We start from the raw sequence: 17676 nt of genomic DNA on the forward strand, positions 1-17676 counted from the left end.
AGCCGATGCGGATCGACGGAGAGCCGATGCGCACGAGACTGCTGGTGGCCCTGGTGTTCATCGGCCTCCTGCTCACCGGCTGCACCGGCGACAGCGACGGCTCCGCCGACGGCCGCGTCACCCTCCGCTTCCAGTCCCTTGCCTGGCAGGAGGAGTCCGTCGCGGCCAACAAGGAGCTGGTGGAGGAGTGGAACGCCACGCACCCGGGCGTCAGGGTCGAGTATGTGCAGGGGAGTTGGGAGAGCGTCCACGACCAGCTGCTCACCTCCTTCGAGGGCGGTGAGGCACCGGACATCATCCACGACGCCTCGGACGACCTCGCCGACTTCGCGTACGGCGGCCATCTGGCCGAGCTGAGCGAGCTGCTGCCCGAGCGGCTCAAGGCCGACATACCGCAGCACAGCTGGGAGACGACGACCTTCGGGGACGGGATCTACGGGGTGCCGTTCCTGCAGGAGCCGAGGGTGCTCATCGCCAACGCCACGTGGCTGCGCGAGTCCGGCGTGCGCATCCCGACCCCGGAGAACCCGTGGACGTGGGAGGAGTTCCGGACGGTCGCACGGGAGCTGAGCGGCGATGGCAGATACGGCGTCGCCTGGCCGCTGAAGGAACCGGTGTCGGCCACGCTCAATCTGTCGCTGTCGGCGGGCGGACAACTGTTCCACCGAGGCGAGGACGGCAAGGTCGAGGTCCGCGTCGAGGCCGCCGACACGGTCGTACCGAAGACCGTGCACGACGAGGTGAACACCGACGAGAGCGCGTCGAGCAGCACGCTCGGCATGGGCGGTTCCGACACACTGCCCGGCTTCTTCGGCGGCAAGTACGCGATGGTCCCGCTCGGCTTCTCGTACCGCCAGCAGATCGTCCAGCAGGCACCCGAGGGCTTCGACTGGCAGGTACTGCCCGCCCCGGCCGGCGCCGACGGCCTCACCCAGGGCGTCAGCCCGCAGACCCTCTCCATCGCCGAGGACAGCCCGCACAAGAAGGAGGCCGCCGAGTTCATCGACTTCCTGCTGCGCCCCGAGAACATGGTCCGCCTCGCCCTCGGCGACTGGATGCTCCCGACCGGCACCGAGGCCCTGAAGGACCCCGCCCTGCACACGACGAAGCACGACTGGGCCACCGGCACGGCCCTCGCCGAACACCTCCGCTCCGCCCCCGCCCAGTCCGTACGCGGCTACCCGGAGTGGAAGGACAAGGTCGCCACCCCCGCGTTCCAGGAGTACTACAGCGGCGCGATCGACCTCGACGAACTCCGCGAACGGCTGGAGGAGGACGGAAACCTGGTGCTGGCGCGCTATCAGAGATGAGGGCCCGCCGTCAGCGGCGTGGAAACGCCATTGACCTTGGTGACCGGTTCGACCGTTACCTGCCCCCAAAGGTTGCGCTCGCCACTTCTTGTACGTCAGATGAACGGCTCCCAATCTGGTTCTGAACGCACATCGAACGCCAGGAAGTTGACCCATGCGCCGAGACATACCCGACCTCGCAGAGGTGCGCCGCGTCACGCAGAAGAAGCGTGACGCCTGGTGGACCGTGCTGCTCGTCGATCCGGTCGCCACCCCCCTGGTGCGGCTGACCGCGAAGTACACGAGGATCACGCCCAACCAGCTGACGTGGGGCGCCTTCCTGCTGGGCCTCGTCTCGGCCGCCTTCTTCGCCCTCGGCGACTGGCGCTGGCTGATCGCCGGCGCCGTCGTCTACCACCTGAGCTTCATCCTCGACTGCATGGACGGCAAGGTCGCCCGGCTCACCGGCCAGGGCTCGGTGTTCGGCGCCTGGCTCGACTTCGTCTTCGACCGCGTCCGGGTGGCGGCGTGCGCGGTGGCCCTGATGGCCGGGCAGTACCACCGCACGGGTGACACCCTCTACATCTGGCTCGCCGCCGCCGTCATCGGCTTCGACGCGCTCCGCTACATCAACTCCCTGGAGACCTTCAAGGTCCGCCACACCATGCGCAAGCAGATCAAGGCCCGGCTACGGGCGGCCCGCCGCGCCGAGAACGAGCGCGAACTCGCCTTCATGGAGGATCTGCTGCGCGAGAACCCCGAGGCCGACATCGAGCAGGACCTGGAACGGGCGGCCGCCGCAGCCGTACCGCCGGCAGCCGCCGAGGCTGCCCAGTCGCCGGTCGAGACGGCGCCGTCGGCTCCGCAGGCCCAGGTCGTCGATCTGCACCAGGAGTTCCGCCGCCGCTTCCCCGCCTATCTGCGCGTCCGTTCCTTCCTGCTGCGCCACCGCATCCGCCCCCACCTGATCAGCGGCATCGAGTTCCAGATGGGCGTCTTCATGATCGGCCCGTTCCTCGACTCGGTGCTGGCGGCCACCATCGTCTCCGGCGCCCTGCTGCTCGTCTTCGAGCTGGCCATCATCTACAAACTGCTGCTGTCGACACGCGACTTCACCCGCACCATCGACTCCTTCGACCGGGAGGAGGCCGCCAAGGTCGCCAAAGCCGCCTGAGCCGAGGGCGCACGGATGTGGCGTACGGCTGTCACACCTGTACCGTCTCGTCGTACGCCCCTCCCGTCCCGTACGCCCCTCCCGTCCCGTACGCCGTACCGGAACCGGCTCCGGTGACTCGTCGTGGGTGAGGTCGGGCAGGCGGTGCAGCCACTTCGGCAGGCACCAGTCGCGCTCGCCGAGCAGGGCCATCGCCGCCGCGAGGCCCCCACCTTGCTGCCCGGTGAACCCCGCCCTGCGAGAGTCCTCCGCTCGGACCCCGCCCTCTCACCGTCCGGGAGTACAGCGGCCCCCTACACCTGTCCCGACTTCTCGGGGCTCCGCCCCAGGGGCGCCGACCTATGGTGTCCCTATGGTGTCCCTATGACGACGTACGCGGCGCTCCTGCGCGGGATCAACGTGGGCGGCAGCAAGAAGGTTCCGATGGCCGACCTCCGCGCCCTGCTGAAGGGCCTCGGTCACGAGGCGGTGGCCACCTATCTCCAGAGCGGCAACGCGGTCTTCGCCACCGACACCGGCGACGAGGACTCCCTGGCGGCGGAGATCACGGCGGCCATCGAGAAGCACTTCGGCTTCACCGTCGACGTCCTGGTACGTGATCACGCCTACCTGGAGGCCGTACGCGAGGCCTGCCCGTTCCCGGCGGCGGAGCTGGAGGGCAGGCAACTGCACGTCACCTACTTCTCGGAGCCCGTGGACGCGGCCCGCTTCGCCGCCCTGGACCAACAGGCCTTCCTCCCCGAGGAGTTCAGCCTCGGCGACCGGGCGCTGTACCTCTACGCCCCCGACGGACTGGGCCGCTCCAAGCTGGCGGAGGCCCTGTCGAAGCCCCGTCTCCTGAAGGGCCTGATCGCCACGACCCGCAACTGGAACACGGTGGTGAAGCTGGCGGAGCTGACGAGAGCCGGCTGACAGCCACTGGTAACTCGCGAAACTACGGGACCCGGAGTACGCAGCGCCGCCCGGCAAGGGGCGGCGCTGCCCCGAGGACACCCCGATCTGCTCCGAGGACACCCCTTGAGGGTCAGAAGATGCCCGGGCCGGGGGTCAGGATGCCGTTCGGGTCGTAGCGGTTCTTCCAGGTGACGAACTGCGTCCACAGCGAGCCGTAGTGCGCTTGCCAGTCGGCCTGTGTGAACGGCGTCGCGCCGTGCGGGTAGCGCACCCCGCCGACGGCTGCCGCCTGCTGGTAGAGGCTGTAGTTGCGGTCCATCATCCGCGACGCGAAATCGGGATCGGGGCCGGACTCCACCGAGTCGGTCAGCACGCTGACCAGCCAGACCCAGGGGCCGCTCGCCCCGCTCGGGAGCCGCAGCAGCGGTCGGCCGTAGCTCGAACGCAGCATCGGGAAGATCAGTCCGAAACCGGTCGGGCCCAGGTCCTCCGGGGTCAACGAGGGAAACACCGACTCCACGAAATCCTCGACGGCGCCGTCCGGCAGGAACAGGTCCGACCACGGCTTGACCTTCGCGTCCCAGTCCAGGTTCGCGGCGAAGGAGTCGTACAGGTTGGTGACCAGGGAGATGTAGTCCAGATAGCCGTAATCCTCGAAGGGCGCCGCGCCCGCGGCGGGGCTGAGCCCGCGGAGCAGGTGGGACCTGTCGGGCACGTCGCCCGGGTCGTAGAAGACGGTGGCCCACAGGACCAGGGGCTGTGCCGTGCCCGGCTGGGGAATGCTGCCGAGCGAGTCGAACTCGCCCCGGTTCGCCAGGATGCGGATGTCCTGGAAGAAGGTCGGGATGTCCGCGTACCCGATCCGGTACGTCCGGGCCCGCTGCTTGGCCGGCACCAGGTCTATCGTCGCTCGCGTGATCACGCCGCACTGGCCGAGCCCGGCGAGCGTCGCCTCGAACAGCTCACTGTTCTGTGTGGCGGAGCACCACTTCAGCTGGCCCGTGCCCGTGACCACCTGGAGCAGCCGGGCGTGATCGACCTGCGCGCCGACGCGATAGGCCGACATCATCCCGATGCCGCCCATGGACAGGGTCCCGCCGACCGTCGTCCTGATGTAGCTGGTGATCGACACGGGTGTGAGTCCCTGCGCGTACGCGGCCTCGATCACGTCCTGCCACAGCACGCCGGTATCGACGTCGGCGCCATCCGTGCCGATCGAGTGGATCGTGTTCAGCGACTGCATCTCGATGATCAGGCCACCGCTCACGAGCGGCTGACCGAACATCGCGTGGTGCGCGCCGACCGGTGCGACCTTGATGTTGTGACTGGCGCAGAAAGCGACCATCTTGCGGATGTCCTGGACCGAACCCGGGCGGAGCACCGCGCACGGTGTCCTGAACACGATGTTGCCCTGGTCGTGCGAGTTCGCCGCGATGGCCTCCGGGTCGAACGTGAGGGTGCCGTCAAGAGACGGCGCCGCGGCGAACGACGTACTGTCCGCGGTGTCCGCGGCCACGGCCTCGGTCACCCATTGCCGGGCGACCAGGTCGAAGCCCGCCACGAGCGCCACGGTCCCGGCCCCGAACCGGGCCAGGAACCGGCGTCTGCTGACAGGACCGTGTTGTTCCTTGCATGACATAGCAGCCTCCGGGCTGTAGACGCGGCGAACCGTCGACACACCGCGTGGGGTTTGTCGTCCCGCCTTCGCGGCGAGACCAGCCGAGCGAGTTGTGCGGGGCTGACGGCCGTGCTCCGGTGCACGGCCCGGCGCCCAACTTGCGAACGGTGGTGCCAGAACTTGACCGAACTGCCTTGATGACCTGCTCGTCCCGGTGCTCGGCGTCCGGTGACCGCCGGCGCCGGGAGCGTCAGGGGGTCCGTCGCCGCCGATGTGGCGGCATGCCTGCCGCCCATGGGAAGCAGGCAGTGGCGCCTGCCACGGGACGGCCCGGCCGCCGGCATGGCGAAGCTAACGAGTGCCCTGACCCGGGCCCGGGTGCGGGACTCTGGATCTCCCCCATGGCGAACTCCCCCTGAAATTCCGCTCAGGGCCCATCATGGCGCCCGAGAGGTCCGCCGTGCGAGAGTCCGCATCACCAACGGCGGCCGGATCCGGGTTCAGTGGGCATGGGGCGGGGCGGTCCGACGCAGGCCGTCCCATCCGACGCGTCCCGTCCGAGGGGTCGTTCACCCACATCGTTTAATGACCCCATGCGATACATCGTCATCGGCGCAGGCGCGGTAGGCGGAGCCATCGGCGGCAGGCTGGCCGAATCGGGTCACCAGGTCGTGCTGGTCGCACGCGGCGCGCAGTACACGGCCCTCCGCGACCACGGCCTGCGCCTCAGAACCCCGGACGGCGACCACACCCACCACCTCCCCACGGTCGACGGCCCCGCCGCACTCGGCGAACTCCGCCCCGACGACGTCCTCCTCCTCACCGTGAAAACCCAGGACACCGAAGCCGCGCTCGCGACCTGGGGCCCGGCCCCGGTGACCGGGGGCGGCACGGCGGCGGAACGCCTCCCGCTGGTGTGCGCCCAGAACGGCGTGGAGAGCCAACGCCTCGCACTGCGCCGCTTCCGCCATGTGTACGGCGTCTGTGTCTGGCTGCCCTCCACCTTCGTGGAGCCGGGCGTGGTGTCGGCGGCAGGCACCCCGCTCACCGGCATGCTCCACCTCGGCCGCTACCCCCACGGCACCGACGACACCGCCCGGCGCATCGCCGCCGACCTCGCGAAGTCCCACTTCGAGGCCCCGGTGGTACCGGACGTACAGCGCTGGCAGTACGCCAAACTGCTGGGCAACCTGGCCAACGCCCTCGAAGCCGTCAGCGGCCCGATCGACAGCGAAGCGGCACGGGCGCTGTACGCCAGGGTCCGGGCGGAGGGCGAACGCGTGCTCGATGCCGCCGGGATCGCGTACGTGAGCGCCGAGGAACAGAAGGAGATCCGCGGCGACAAGATCACCCTGGTCCCGCTGGACGACGCTCCGCGCGGCGGCGGCTCCTCCTGGCAGTCCCTCACCCGGGGCACCGGCACCATCGAGGCCGACCACCTCAACGGCGAGATCGCCCTCCTCGGCCGCCTCCACGGCGTACCGACCCCGCTCAACGACCTCCTGCAACGGCTCGCGAACACCTTCGCCCGCGAGCGCAGGGAGGCCGGTTCGCTACCGGTGACGGAGCTGACGCGGCTGGCGGACGAGGCGGAGGGAACCGTATAGGGCCGGCGGGACCGGCGGGGCCGCCCGGCTGTCGCGTTTGTTCAAGAGACGTGACCGTGCCGTCCCTAGCGTGAGGTGCATGAAGAAGGACGACATCCACCCGTACATGATCGAATGCGCCGCCGAGGCGGCCCGTGTCGCCCGGGGCGTCACGGCCGCCCACCTCCCCCTCCCCACCCACTGCCCCGACTGGGACGTCCGCGCCCTGGTCAACCACTGGGTCCTCTACACCTCACACGGCCTCGAACACCGCGCCCTGCGCAAGCCCCTCCCCGAGGAGCTGACGAAGCGGGACTTCACCGCCGACCCGGACTGGGCCGAGGCGTACGCCGCCCAACTGGACCGCGCGGTCGCCGCCTGGGCCGACCCGGTGATCTGGGAGGGCGATGTCGACCTCGGCATGGGCGTGCTGCCGGCCATCGACCTGGCCGGGATGATCGTCAAGGAGACGGCAGTCCACGGCTGGGACGTCGCCGTCGCCACCGGCCAGGAATTCCACCTCTCCGAGGGCGCCGCCCGCCTCATTCTCGAGGTGGTCGAGACCCACGCCGACCTCTACCGCCAGTACGACGGCTTCGCGGACCCGGTACCGGTGCCGGCCGACGCACCTGTGTTCGACCGAGCATTGGCGGCGAGCGGCCGGGACCCACGACAAGGCGCGACGGGGAACGCGGCGCCGTCGCTCACGCGCTGACGCCCGCCGGCAGCAGCACCTTCCGTGACGCCTCGTCGTACCGGTACAGGAGCAGTCGGGCCACTTCCGGTGCCGGGCCCAGGACGTCGGCGAGGACGTCCGCCTCCGCCGCGCCCCGGGCGATGCGGTCCGGGAGGAAGCCGGGGGCGAGGACGTACGGGGCCACGGCCACGCGTTCGCAGCCGAGGGCGCGGAGTTCGTCGACCGCGTCCTCGGTGCGGGGCAGGGATGCGGAGGCGAACGCAGGTCGCACGGCGCACCAACCGGTGTGCCACCACTCCCGCGCGATGTCGGCGATCACTGCGATCGCCTCCGGGTCGGTGGACCCCGCCGAGGCCAGGACGACCCCGGTCGAGGACTTGTCGGCGGGGCTCAGCCCCGCCTCGTGGAGACGGCGTTCGAGGGCGGCGAGCAGCAGCGGGGAGGGGCCGAGGACCTCCGTCTGCCGGATCCTGAGCCGGGGCGGGGCCTCCCGCAGGACCGCCGGGATGTCCGCCTTGGCGTGGAACGCCCGGGTCAGGAGCAGCGGCAGGGCCACGACATCGCGTACGCCCTCCGCCGCCAGGCGCTCCAGTACCGCCTGCACGGAGGGGATGTTGAAGTCCAGGAAGCCGGTCTCCACGCGCAGCCCCGGACGCGTCGCCCGCACCCGCCGCACCAGGGCGTGCACGGTGGCGGCGTGCCGTGGATCGCGGCTGCCGTGGGCGATGACGAGGAGGACGGGGCTGCGGCTCATGGAGGTTCGGCTCTTTCGGCTCTCTTTCAGCGGCTCATGGGTCGGTGTCAGCGGCTCACGAGCAGACCGCGGCTGCGCAGCACCCACCGCTCCAGCGGACTGAAGATCAGCAGGTCGATGGCGATACCGACGATCAGGATGAGGAAGATGGCCAGGAAGACCTGCGACATGCTGCTGTTGGTGCGGCCCGCCTCCAGCAACTGGCCGAGGCCCGTGCCGATGTCCGGTGCCTTGGCGATGATCTCGGCGGCCATCAGGGAGCGCCACGAGAACGCCCAGCCCTGCTTCAGGCCGGCCACATAGCCGGGGAGCGCGGCCGGCATCACGATGTGCCAGGTGCCCTTCAGCCCGGTCGCGCCGAGCGTGCGGCCGGCCCGCAGGAACAGCGGCGGGACCTGGTCGATGCCGGACACCAGACCGTTGGCGATCGACGGGACCGCGCCGAGCAGGATCACCGTGTACATCACGGAGGGCTCCAGGCCCAGCCAGACCACCGCGGGCGGCACCCAGGCCACCGACGGCAGCGACTGCAGACCGGAGAGGATGGGGCCGATCGCCGCGCGGACGATCCGGACGCGGGCCACCAGCAGACCCAGCGGGGTACCGATCGCCAGCGCCGCCAGGAAGCCGAGCAGACCGCGCGAGACGCTGGTCCAGATGTAGTCGAGGAGCGTGCCCTGCAGCCAGGCGTTCTCCACCTCGTCCCACACCGCGGACGGCGACGGCAGCTTGTAGGACGGGGCGACCTCCGCCCACACGAGGAGCTGCCACACCGCGAGCGTCAGGGCGACCGCGGTGACCGGCGGCAGCACCTTCTGGACGAGGACCTGACGCAGCGGCGGACGCCCGGTCTGTACGGAGTCCAGCGCGTCGAGGCCCGCCTCGAGACCGGCGAGATCGTCGGCGTCCTTGACGTCTTCGACGTCCTTGAGTGGCCCTTCGGCCCTGGTCTCAGTGCTGGCCATGGCGGCGGATCTCCCTACGCAGTTCTTCGGTGATCTCGACGGAGAGCTCCGCCACGGCGGTGTCCTCGATACGGCGCGGCTGCGGAATGCCCACCGTCCACTCCCGGGCCACCCGGCCGGGGCGCGAGGACAGCAGCACGACGCGCTCGGCGAGCCGTACCGCCTCCCGCACGTTGTGCGTGACGAACAGCACCGACAGCTGGGTCTCGCTCCAGATGCGGGTCAGCTCGCCGTGCAGGACGTCCCGGGTGATGGCGTCGAGCGCGGCGAACGGCTCGTCCATCAGCAGCAGCTTGCTCTCCTGGGCCAGCGCGCGGGCCAGGGCGACCCGCTGGCGCATACCGCCGGACAGCTCGTGGACGCGCTTGCCGTACGCGCCCTTGAGACGGACCAGTTCGAGCAGCTCCTCGGTCCGCTCGCGCCGTTCGTTCTTCGGAACGCCCCTGAGTTTCAGGGCGAGTTCGATGTTCTTGCCCGCGGTCAGCCACGGGAACAGGGCGTGCTCCTGGAACATCAGGGCCGGGCGCCCGTCGGTCGTGATGCTGCCCGCGCTCGGCTTGTCCAGCCCCGCGACCAGGTTGAGCAGCGTGGACTTGCCGCAGCCCGAGGCCCCCAGGAGCGTGACGAACTCGCCCGGGGCGACATCGAGGGTGATGTCGTCGAGGACGAGCTGCTGCCCGGCGGGTCCGGCGAAAGACTTCGACACGTGCTCGATACGGGCGGCGTGCGTGACCGCCTCGGTGCCGTCGGCGGCCTTGGCGAGTGTGGTGGCCATGGTCGTCACCTCCTGGGAACTCATCGGACTGTGCGATTACTTGACGCCGAGACCGGCGTCGTCGACCGCGGGCTCACCCTCGGCCTTGAGGACCTTGTTCAGCGGCGTCAGGTCGTAGATGCCGTCCAGCTTCGGCTTCTCCAGCAGGCCGGCCTTGACCGCGTGGTCCGCCTCGGTCTGCAGGGTGGACGCCAGCGGGTCGTCGGTGAACTGGATGGACTTCCACGCCGGGTCGAGCACGTTCGCCGGGAGTTCCTTACCGGAGTCCGCCTTGAGCTGGGCGTTCGCCGCGGCCTTGGCCTCGTCCGGGTGGGACCCGATGTACGCGTTGGTCTTCACCGAGGCGCGCAGTACGGCCTCGACGACGTCCGGGTGCTCCTTCAGGAACTCCTGGCGCACGATGATGTTCGTGATGACGAACTTCTTGTCGGGCCACAGGTCGGCCTCGTCGAGCAGCACCTTCGCGCCCTCGGCGACCAGCTTGGACGCGGTCGGCTCCGGGACCCAGGCGCCGTCGATGGCACCGGACTTGTAGGCGTCCGGGGCGACCGAGTTGTCCGTGCGGATCACGGAGACGTCGCCCTTGCCGCTCTGCGCGTCGACCTTCCAGCCCTGGTCCGCGATCCAGTTGAGGAACGCCACGTCCTGGGTGTTGCCGAGCTGTGGGGTGGCGATCTTCTTGCCCTTGACGTCCTTGACGGACTTGATCTTGTCCGGGTTGACGACGAGCTTCACACCGCCGGACGCCGAACCGCCGATGATGCGCAGATTGCCGCCGTTCGACTTGGTGTAGCCGTTGATGGCGGGGGAGGGGCCGATCCAGCCGATGTCGATGGAGCCGCCGTTGAGGGCCTCGATCTCGGAGGGGCCGGCGTTGAAGGTCGTGTACTTCGCCTCCGTACCGCCGAGCTCCTTCTGGAAGAAGCCTTTCCGGATGCCGACCAGGGCGGTGCCGTGGGTCAGGTTGCCGAAGTAGCCGATGTCGACGGAGTCGAGCCCGTCGATCTTCTCGGCCCCGGCGGCGACCTGGGAGGCGTCGTCCTTGGGAGCCTCGGAGCCGTAACCGCAGGCGGCCAGGGTGAGGAGGGGGAGCGTTGCGATGGCCGCGAGGGTGCGCCGGAATGCGGCGGAGCGGGAGGAGGCAGGCACGGGAGGGGTTCCTCTCGTTGGCCCGGCGGTCACGGCCTGTCGGGGCGTGGCCGGGGGTCAGTAATACGGTCTTCGTCGCAACCGGGACGTCGGGTGGGGGGACGGGGCGCGCATGCGGTGCGCGTGCTTCTTCCCCGCCGAAGGCGTCACGCCGCACATCGCGCGACTCCGCCCTGTCCGCTGCCGAGGGCACCGCTGCCGACCCGGCCGCCCTCCTTCGCGAACGTCGCGTAGAAATCCAAGAGGCTCATGTCAGAAGTCCCACCCGTCGTCCTCGGCCTCGTCCTTGACGGGCTCCGGAGAGGCGAACGACTCACCGACCATGCCGGCGGTCAGCGTCGTACCGTCCGCCGGGTCGATCAGGATGAACGAGCCGGTGCGGCGGGAGTCGGCGTACGAGTCGACCGGCAGCGCCTCGGCGGTGCGGATCTTCACTCGGCCGATGTCGTTGGCGACGAGCCGTCCCGGGTGCGGGTGCAGGGACAGGTCGTCGAGCGTGAGCCGGGACGGGATGTCCTTGACGATCGCCTTGACCGTGCGCGTGCCGTGCTTGAGCAGGACCCGGTGGCCCACGGTGAGCGGCTGGTCGGCGACGTGGCAGACGGTCGCCTCGATGTCCTGCGTGGTCGGGGGCGCGTCCTTGCTGGGCACGATCAGGTCGCCGCGCGAGATGTCGATGTCGTCCTCCAACAGGAGGGTCACCGACTGCGGGGTGTAGGCCACGTCGACCGGCTTGCCGAGCAGATCGATGCCGGCGACCTTCGTCGCACGACCGGAGGGGAGCACCGTCACCGGGTCGCCGACCCGGAACGTACCGGCCGCGATCTGGCCCGCGTACCCCCGGTAGTCCGGGTGCTCGGCGGTCTGCGGACGGATCACGTACTGCACGGGGAGACGGGCGTGGCAGTGCGCCAGGTCGTGGCTGACCGGGACCGACTCCAGGTGCTCCAGGAACGTCGGGCCGCCGTACCAGTCCATGTTGGCGGACGGCTCCACCACGTTGTCACCGGCCAGCGCCGAGATCGGGATCGCGGTGATCTCGGGGACGCCCAGCTCGGTGGCGTACGCCGTGAACTCCTCGGCGATCCGCGCGAAGACCTGCTCCTCGTACCCGACGAGGTCCATCTTGTTGACGGCCAGCACCACGTGCGGGACGCGCAGCAGCGCGGCGATCGCGGCGTGGCGGCGGGTCTGCTCGACGACCCCGTTGCGCGCGTCGACGAGGATCACCGTCAGCTCGGCGGTGGAGGCGCCCGTCACCATGTTGCGGGTGTACTGCACATGCCCGGGGGTGTCCGCGAGGATGAACCGGCGCTTGGCCGTGGCGAAGTAGCGGTACGCCACGTCGATGGTGATGCCCTGCTCCCGCTCGGCCCGCAGCCCGTCGGTGAGCAGCGCGAGGTCCGGGCCCTCCTGGCCACGGCCGACCGAGGCACGCTCGACGGCCTCCAGCTGGTCGGTGAGGACCGACTTGGAGTCGTGCAGCAGCCGGCCGACGAGCGTGGACTTGCCGTCGTCGACGGAACCGGCGGTGGCGAACCGCAGCAGGGTCGTGGCCGAGAGCTGCTCGGCGGTGATCGTGCTCATGCTTAGAAGTACCCCTCGCGCTTACGGTCTTCCATCGCGGCCTCGGACAGCTTGTCGTCGGCGCGGGTCGCGCCCCGCTCGGTCAGCCGGGAGGCGGCGATCTCGGCGATGACCTGGTCCAACGTCACGGCGTCGGAGTCGACGGCACCGGTGCAGGACATGTCACCCACGGTCCGGTAGCGGATGAGGCGCTTCTCGACGGTCTCGCCGTCCTTCGGCCCGCCCCACTCACCGGCGGTCAGCCACATGCCACCCCGCTGGAACACCTCACGCTCGTGGGCGAAGTAGATCTCCGGCAGCTCGATGCCCTCCCGGGCGATGTACTGCCACACGTCCAGCTCGGTCCAGTTGGACAGCGGGAACACACGGACGTGCTCCCCGGGCGCGTGCCGGCCGTTGTAGAGCTGCCACAGCTCGGGGCGCTGGCGGCGCGGGTCCCACTGCGAGAACTCGTCACGCAGCGAGAACACGCGTTCCTTGGCCCGGGCCTTCTCCTCGTCCCGGCGCCCGCCGCCGAAGACGGCGTCGAACTTCTCCGCCTGGATCTTCTCGGTCAGCGGCACGGTCTGCAGCGGGTTGCGGGTGCCGTCCGGGCGCTCCCGCAGCACACCCCGGTCGATGTAGTCCTGCACGGAGGCGACATGCAGCCGCAGGTTGTGCTTGGCCACCGTACGGTCCCGGTACTCCAGCACCTCGGGGAAGTTGTGCCCGGTGTCGACGTGCAGCAGGGAGAAGGGGATCGCCGCCGGGGCGAAGGCCTTCAGCGCCAGGTGCAGCATGACGATGGAGTCCTTGCCGCCGGAGAAGAGGATCACCGGCCGTTCGAACTCGCCCGCCACCTCACGGAAGATATGGACCGCCTCGGACTCCAGGGCGTCCAGGTGGGAGAGGGCGTACGGGGTGCCGGTCGTCTCGGACACGGCCGCGACGGTCGTCGTCATGCCAGACCCCTCTCCACGAGCAGCTTGTGGACCAGCGCCGCGGACTCCCGCACCGTCTGGTCCTGCGACTCGATCCGCAGATCGGGGTTCACGGGAGCCTCGTACGGGTCGTCCACACCGGTCAGCCCCGAGATCTCACCGGCGGCCTGCTTGGCGTACAGCCCCTTCACATCGCGTACGGAGCACACCTCGACCGGCGTGGCCACATGGACCTCCAGGTACGCGGCGCCGCTCGCGTCGTGCCGCTTGCGCACGGCCTCGCGGCTGTCGGCGTACGGCGCGATGACCGGCACCAGCGCCTTGACGCCGTTACGGGCGAGCATGTCGGCGAGGAAGCCGATGCGCTGCACATTGGTGTTCCGGTCGGCGCGGCTGAAGCCGAGGTCGGCGGTGAGGAACTCACGGATCTCGTCGCCGTCGAGCACCTCGACGAGGTGGCCCTCCTCGCGCAGTCGGCCCGCGAGCTCGTACGCGATGGTGGTCTTGCCGGCGCTCGGCAGACCCGTGAGCCAGACGGTGGCTCCGGTCGTCACTTGGTTCTCCTGGTTCGTCACAGGCACGGTCGTGGTCACAGGTGCAGCCCGCACTCGGTCTTGGCGGTACCGGCCCAGCGGCCGGCGCGCGCGTCCTCGCCCGGGGCGACGCGGCGGGTGCAGGGGGCGCAGCCCACGGACGTGTAGCCGTCCATGAGCAGGGGGTTGGTGAGCACTCCGTGCTCGGCGACGTAGGCGTCCACGTCGTCCTGCGTCCAACGCGCTATCGGGGAGATCTTGACCTTGCAGCGCTTCTCGTCCCAGCCGACCACCGGTGTGCCCGCCCGGCTCTCGGACTCGTCGCGGCGCAGGCCGGTCGCCCACGCGTCGAACCGGGTCAGGCCCTGTTCGAGCGGCTTGACCTTGCGCAGGAAGCAGCACAGGTCCGGGTCACGGTCGTGCAGCTTGGGACCGTACTCGGCATCCTGCTCGGCGACCGTCTGACGCGGGGTGAGTGTGATGACGTTCACATCCATCACGGCCTCGACCGCGTCCCGGGTGCCGATCGTCTCGGGGAAGTGGTAGCCGGTGTCGAGGAACACCACGTCCACGCCGGGCATGACCCGGGAGGCGAGGTGCGCGACCACGGCGTCCTCCATCGAGGAGGTCACACAGAAACGCTTGCCGAAGGTGTCCACGGCCCACTGGATGATCTCCAGCGCCGAGGCGTCCTCCAGATCACGTCCGGCCTGCTCGGCGAGCGCCTTGAGCTCGGCGCGCTCGGCGGCCTGCGGGTCGTCGGTGTTGTCGTCGGTCAGCGGTGCAGATGTATCGCCATCTGCCTGAACGGTCGTCATATGTGATCCCCTCCGCTGTCGGCTCGTCGCAGCCCCCGGGCCAGCAGCCCGAGGAACTTCAACTGGAAGGCTCGATTGCAGGCTCCGCATTCCCACGCGCCATGTCCCTGGTCATTCGGGCGCAGGTCCTCGTCACCGCAGTAGGGGCAGTAGAAAGGCGCTGCTCGCTCGCTCATGACAGGGCCTCCTCACTGGCCCGGGCGACCCAGGTGGCGAACCGCTCGCCGTCCTCGCGCTCCTCCTGGAACCGCTTGAGGACGCGCTCGACGTAGTCGGGCAGTTCCTCGGAAGTGACCTTCAGGCCACGCACCTTGCGGCCGAACCCGGCCTCCAGGCCGAGCGCGCCGCCCAGGTGCACCTGGAAGCCCTCGACCTGCTCGCCCTTGTCGTTGAGGACCAACTGGCCCTTGAGACCGATGTCCGCCACCTGGATACGAGCACAGGCGTTCGGGCAGCCATTGATGTTGATGGTGATCGGCTCGTCGAAGTCCGGGATACGGCGCTCCAGTTCGTCGATCAGCGAGGCGCCGCGGGCCTTGGTCTCGACGATGGCGAGCTTGCAGTACTCGATGCCGGTGCAGGCCATCGTGCCGCGCCGGAACGGGGACGGGTTCACCGTGAGGTCCAGCGCCTCCAGGCCCGCGACGAGCGAGTCGACCTGGTCCTCGGTGACGTCGAGCACGATCATCTTCTGCTCGACGGTGGTACGGACCCGGCCCGAGCCGTGCGCCTCGGCGAGCTCGGCGATCTTGGTGAGTGTGGTGCCGTCGACCCGGCCCACGCGGGGGGCGAAGCCGACGTAGTACCGGCCGTCGTTCTGCCGGTGCACACCCACGTGGTCGCGCCAACGCTCCACCGGCTGGTCCGGGGCGGGGCCGTCGATCAGCTTCCGCTTGAGGTACTCGTCCTCCAGCACCTGACGGAACTTCTCGACACCCCAGTCGGCGAGCAGGAACTTCAGGCGGGCTCGGGTGCGCAGGCGGCGGTAGCCGTAGTCACGGAAGATCGAGATGACGCCCTCGTAGACGTCCGGGACCTCGTCCAGCGGCACCCAGGCGCCCAGCCGCTGCCCGATCTTGGGGTTGGTCGACAGCCCGCCGCCGACCCAGACGTCGAAGCCGGGCCCGTGCTCGGGGTGACGGACACCGACGAAGGCGATGTCGTTGATCTCGTGCGCCACGTCCAGCAGCGGGGAGCCGGAGATCGCGGACTTGAACTTGCGGGGCAGGTTGGAGAAGGCCTTGTTGCCGATGATCCGCCGGTGGATCTCGTCCATCGCGGGCGTGCCGTCGATGATCTCGTCCGCGGCGATACCGGCGACGGGTGAGCCGATGATCACACGGGGGGTGTCACCGCAGGCCTCCGTCGTGGACAGCCCCACGGCCTCCAGCCGCTCCCAGATCTCGGGCACGTCCTCGACCCGGATCCAGTGGTACTGGACGTTCTGCCGGTCGGTGATGTCGGCCGTGCCCCGGGCGAACTCCTGCGAGATCTCGCCGATCACCCGCAGCTGCTGGGTGGTGAGCCGACCGCCGTCGATGCGCACCCGCAGCATGAAGTACTCGTCGTCCAGCTCCTCCGGCTCCAGGATCGCGGTCTTGCCGCCGTCGATCCCGGGCTTGCGCTGGGTGTACAGCCCCCACCAGCGCATCCGGCCACGCAGGTCGTTGGGGTCGATCGAGTCGAAGCCGCGCTTCGAGTAGATCGTCTCAATGCGTGTCCGCACATTGAGACCGTCATCGTCCTTCTTGAACTGCTCGTTGCCGTTCAGCGGGGTGAAGTGTCCCGCGGCCCACTGTCCTTCGCCACGGTGACGGCTCACCTTGCGGCGGGGCGTGGCGGAGTTCTGCGGGGTGGCGGCCATGGTTTGTACGTCCTTCGGGACAGGCGTGGAAGGGGCTCTGACCTGTGCATACGGGCGCGCGCATGCGAGCATGCGTGCAGTGCTTGCGAGGTGCGCGCGTCGTTGCGCTGGCTGAAACAGAGGGGGAATGTGTGCGGCGCTGCTGCCCGGGGTCGTCGGACCCCTCGCGGCTGGGGCGTCAGCTGACCGGACAGATGGCGCTGGACATGCGGCCGAGGTCGACGTGCCGCCGACTCACCAAGGCAATTCCAGTTCCAGACATGACGGAAGCGTGGCACGCCTCTTTAGACTCAGTCCACCATCATCCATATTCTGGACAAGGTTGTCTCGTATCACGAGACAATGTGATGTGGGTCATGGTGGCTGCGGGAATGAGCCCCGAGGGCCCGTCGACGGGAACTGTCAGACAGGCCCTGGACCCTGGGCTCCGGGCCAGGGCCCCGGCGCGGCCACCTCCGCCTCCTCGGTCACCTTCGTGTCGAACAGCTTGAACCCCCGCCGCAGATAGTTGCCCATGGCGTGCTCCCCGTCCCGGCTGCAGGTGTGGAGCCAGACCCGCTTGGTGGGCGGCAGTTCGGGCCACCGCTCGGCGAGGTCCCAGGCACGGGCCGTCCCGTACGACAGCAGATGCCCGCCGATGCGCCGCCCACGGAACGCCGGGATCAGCCCGAAGTACCCGATCTCCACGACCCCGTCGTCCTGCGCCTCGAACTCGACGTACCCCGCCGGCGTGCCCCGGTCGTACGCGACCCACGTCTCCACACCCGGCCGGTTCAAGTACTCCTCCCAGCGGGCGTACGACCACGCCAGCCGGTCGACCCAGCGGATGTCCCCGCCGACGGACGCGTAAAGGAAGCGGCTGAACTCCGGGGACGGCACCTCGGAACGGACGACACGGACGTCGTCGCCCTCCGAGGCGGCGGCGGGGAGGAGGTCACTCGGGGACGTCTGCTCCAGGGACCATGTGGTGACGGTGCTGCTGCTCATGGGGTCAGGGAATCACGGGGTGCGCTCGGGTTCCAAGGCCGGGCGGGGTGGTTGGGGCGGGCGGAG

18 protein-coding genes are annotated in these 17676 nt (G+C 69.7%); 5 read left to right on the forward strand and 13 right to left on the reverse strand.

Annotated features, from left to right (window positions below):
- Positions 1 to 26 precede the first annotated feature (26 nt).
- The 3 genes from STRIP9103_RS11330 (at position 27) to STRIP9103_RS11340 (ending at position 3375) form a co-directional block, all read left to right on the forward strand.
- A complete protein-coding gene (locus STRIP9103_RS11330) occupies positions 27 to 1310 on the forward strand; it encodes an ABC transporter substrate-binding protein (protein WP_048820097.1) in 1284 nt (427 codons plus the stop codon).
- A 154-nt stretch (positions 1311 to 1464) separates the two neighbouring features.
- Positions 1465 to 2463, forward strand: a complete 999-nt coding sequence (locus tag STRIP9103_RS11335) for a CDP-alcohol phosphatidyltransferase family protein (protein ID WP_009308293.1) — start codon at positions 1465 to 1467, stop codon at positions 2461 to 2463.
- Between the two features lie 363 nt (positions 2464 to 2826).
- Positions 2827 to 3375, forward strand: coding sequence for a DUF1697 domain-containing protein (locus STRIP9103_RS11340; RefSeq protein WP_009308313.1), 549 nt, complete (start codon positions 2827 to 2829; stop codon positions 3373 to 3375).
- Positions 3376 to 3487: 112 nt separating this feature from the next.
- Here the strand turns inward: STRIP9103_RS11340 and STRIP9103_RS11345 are convergent, their stop codons facing one another.
- Positions 3488 to 4918 carry an FAD-binding protein gene (locus STRIP9103_RS11345; protein WP_234022176.1) on the reverse strand — a complete coding sequence of 477 codons (1431 nt, stop codon included), beginning with the start codon at positions 4916 to 4918 and terminating at the stop codon, positions 3488 to 3490.
- A gap of 650 nt (positions 4919 to 5568) precedes the next feature.
- On the opposite strand from STRIP9103_RS11345, the gene STRIP9103_RS11350 reads away from it, so the two are divergent.
- The gene (locus tag STRIP9103_RS11350) at positions 5569 to 6582 is read left to right on the forward strand and encodes a ketopantoate reductase family protein (RefSeq protein ID WP_009308272.1); all 1014 of its coding nucleotides are present in this window, start codon (positions 5569 to 5571) and stop codon (positions 6580 to 6582) included.
- A gap of 79 nt (positions 6583 to 6661) precedes the next feature.
- Positions 6662 to 7276, forward strand: a complete 615-nt coding sequence (locus tag STRIP9103_RS11355; protein WP_009308331.1) for a TIGR03086 family metal-binding protein — start codon at positions 6662 to 6664, stop codon at positions 7274 to 7276.
- On the opposite strand, the gene STRIP9103_RS11360 is transcribed toward STRIP9103_RS11355, so the two are convergent.
- The 12 genes from STRIP9103_RS11360 to STRIP9103_RS11410 all read right to left on the reverse strand — a co-directional run bounded on the left by STRIP9103_RS11360 (position 7266) and on the right by STRIP9103_RS11410 (position 17610).
- Positions 7266 to 8012, reverse strand: a complete 747-nt coding sequence (locus STRIP9103_RS11360) for a sirohydrochlorin chelatase (RefSeq protein ID WP_009308286.1) — start codon at positions 8010 to 8012, stop codon at positions 7266 to 7268. The genes STRIP9103_RS11355 and STRIP9103_RS11360 overlap by 11 nt on opposite strands.
- A 47-nt stretch (positions 8013 to 8059) precedes the next feature.
- Positions 8060 to 8977, reverse strand: a complete 918-nt coding sequence (locus STRIP9103_RS11365) for an ABC transporter permease (RefSeq protein ID WP_009308270.1) — start codon at positions 8975 to 8977, stop codon at positions 8060 to 8062.
- Positions 8964 to 9752 carry an ABC transporter ATP-binding protein gene (locus STRIP9103_RS11370; RefSeq protein ID WP_048820092.1) on the reverse strand — a complete coding sequence of 263 codons (789 nt, stop codon included), beginning with the start codon at positions 9750 to 9752 and terminating at the stop codon, positions 8964 to 8966. Before STRIP9103_RS11370 ends, STRIP9103_RS11365 begins: the two co-directional genes overlap by 14 nt.
- A gap of 36 nt (positions 9753 to 9788) precedes the next feature.
- Complete coding sequence (locus STRIP9103_RS11375; RefSeq protein WP_009308308.1) at positions 9789 to 10901, reverse strand: aliphatic sulfonate ABC transporter substrate-binding protein; 1113 nt, start codon at positions 10899 to 10901, stop codon at positions 9789 to 9791.
- Between the two features lie 252 nt (positions 10902 to 11153).
- The gene (locus tag STRIP9103_RS11385) at positions 11154 to 12488 is read right to left on the reverse strand and encodes a sulfate adenylyltransferase subunit 1 (RefSeq protein ID WP_009308317.1); all 1335 of its coding nucleotides are present in this window, start codon (positions 12486 to 12488) and stop codon (positions 11154 to 11156) included.
- A 2-nt stretch (positions 12489 to 12490) separates the two neighbouring features.
- Positions 12491 to 13429, reverse strand: a complete 939-nt coding sequence (gene cysD, locus STRIP9103_RS11390) for a sulfate adenylyltransferase subunit CysD (protein WP_009308292.1) — start codon at positions 13427 to 13429, stop codon at positions 12491 to 12493.
- The gene (cysC, locus tag STRIP9103_RS11395; RefSeq protein ID WP_009308259.1) at positions 13426 to 13962 is read right to left on the reverse strand and encodes an adenylyl-sulfate kinase; all 537 of its coding nucleotides are present in this window, start codon (positions 13960 to 13962) and stop codon (positions 13426 to 13428) included. Before cysC ends, cysD begins: the two co-directional genes overlap by 4 nt.
- A 35-nt stretch (positions 13963 to 13997) precedes the next feature.
- The gene (locus STRIP9103_RS11400) at positions 13998 to 14759 is read right to left on the reverse strand and encodes a phosphoadenylyl-sulfate reductase (protein ID WP_009308300.1); all 762 of its coding nucleotides are present in this window, start codon (positions 14757 to 14759) and stop codon (positions 13998 to 14000) included.
- Positions 14756 to 14935, reverse strand: coding sequence for a hypothetical protein (locus STRIP9103_RS46260; protein WP_009308347.1), 180 nt, complete (start codon positions 14933 to 14935; stop codon positions 14756 to 14758). The genes STRIP9103_RS11400 and STRIP9103_RS46260 overlap by 4 nt, the downstream gene beginning before the upstream one ends.
- Positions 14932 to 16623, reverse strand: coding sequence for a nitrite/sulfite reductase (locus STRIP9103_RS11405; protein WP_009308312.1), 1692 nt, complete (start codon positions 16621 to 16623; stop codon positions 14932 to 14934). The genes STRIP9103_RS46260 and STRIP9103_RS11405 overlap by 4 nt, the downstream gene beginning before the upstream one ends.
- Positions 16624 to 16801: 178 nt before the next feature.
- Positions 16802 to 16885 carry a putative leader peptide gene (locus tag STRIP9103_RS53075; RefSeq protein WP_309474722.1) on the reverse strand — a complete coding sequence of 28 codons (84 nt, stop codon included), beginning with the start codon at positions 16883 to 16885 and terminating at the stop codon, positions 16802 to 16804.
- Positions 16886 to 17025: 140 nt separating this feature from the next.
- Positions 17026 to 17610, reverse strand: coding sequence for a GNAT family N-acetyltransferase (locus STRIP9103_RS11410; RefSeq protein ID WP_009308305.1), 585 nt, complete (start codon positions 17608 to 17610; stop codon positions 17026 to 17028).
- Positions 17611 to 17676: the final 66 nt, after the last annotated feature.

Origin of the sequence: Streptomyces ipomoeae 91-03, assembly GCF_000317595.1 — a bacterium.
GTDB classification, from domain to species: Bacteria; Actinomycetota; Actinomycetes; order Streptomycetales; family Streptomycetaceae; genus Streptomyces; species Streptomyces ipomoeae.

Bases quoted from the DNA above. Each gene is read 5' to 3' on its own strand.
- STRIP9103_RS11365 (WP_009308270.1), bottom strand. From the start codon at position 8,977: ATGGCCAGCACTGAGACCAGGGCCGAAGGGCCACTCAAGGACGTCGAA.
- STRIP9103_RS11330 (WP_048820097.1), top strand. From the start codon at position 27: ATGCGCACGAGACTGCTGGTGGCCCTGGTGTTCATCGGCCTCCTGCTC.
- STRIP9103_RS11355 (WP_009308331.1), top strand. From the start codon at position 6,662: ATGAAGAAGGACGACATCCACCCGTACATGATCGAATGCGCCGCCGAG.
- STRIP9103_RS11335 (WP_009308293.1), top strand. From the start codon at position 1,465: ATGCGCCGAGACATACCCGACCTCGCAGAGGTGCGCCGCGTCACGCAG.
- STRIP9103_RS11385 (WP_009308317.1), bottom strand. From the start codon at position 12,488: ATGAGCACGATCACCGCCGAGCAGCTCTCGGCCACGACCCTGCTGCGG.
- STRIP9103_RS11400 (WP_009308300.1), bottom strand. From the start codon at position 14,759: ATGACGACCGTTCAGGCAGATGGCGATACATCTGCACCGCTGACCGAC.
- STRIP9103_RS53075 (WP_309474722.1), bottom strand. From the start codon at position 16,885: ATGTCTGGAACTGGAATTGCCTTGGTGAGTCGGCGGCACGTCGACCTC.
- STRIP9103_RS11350 (WP_009308272.1), top strand. From the start codon at position 5,569: ATGCGATACATCGTCATCGGCGCAGGCGCGGTAGGCGGAGCCATCGGC.
- STRIP9103_RS11405 (WP_009308312.1), bottom strand. From the start codon at position 16,623: ATGGCCGCCACCCCGCAGAACTCCGCCACGCCCCGCCGCAAGGTGAGC.
- cysD (WP_009308292.1), bottom strand. From the start codon at position 13,429: ATGACGACGACCGTCGCGGCCGTGTCCGAGACGACCGGCACCCCGTAC.
- STRIP9103_RS11360 (WP_009308286.1), bottom strand. From the start codon at position 8,012: ATGAGCCGCAGCCCCGTCCTCCTCGTCATCGCCCACGGCAGCCGCGAT.
- STRIP9103_RS11340 (WP_009308313.1), top strand. From the start codon at position 2,827: ATGACGACGTACGCGGCGCTCCTGCGCGGGATCAACGTGGGCGGCAGC.
- STRIP9103_RS11410 (WP_009308305.1), bottom strand. From the start codon at position 17,610: ATGAGCAGCAGCACCGTCACCACATGGTCCCTGGAGCAGACGTCCCCG.
- STRIP9103_RS46260 (WP_009308347.1), bottom strand. From the start codon at position 14,935: ATGAGCGAGCGAGCAGCGCCTTTCTACTGCCCCTACTGCGGTGACGAG.
- STRIP9103_RS11370 (WP_048820092.1), bottom strand. From the start codon at position 9,752: ATGGCCACCACACTCGCCAAGGCCGCCGACGGCACCGAGGCGGTCACG.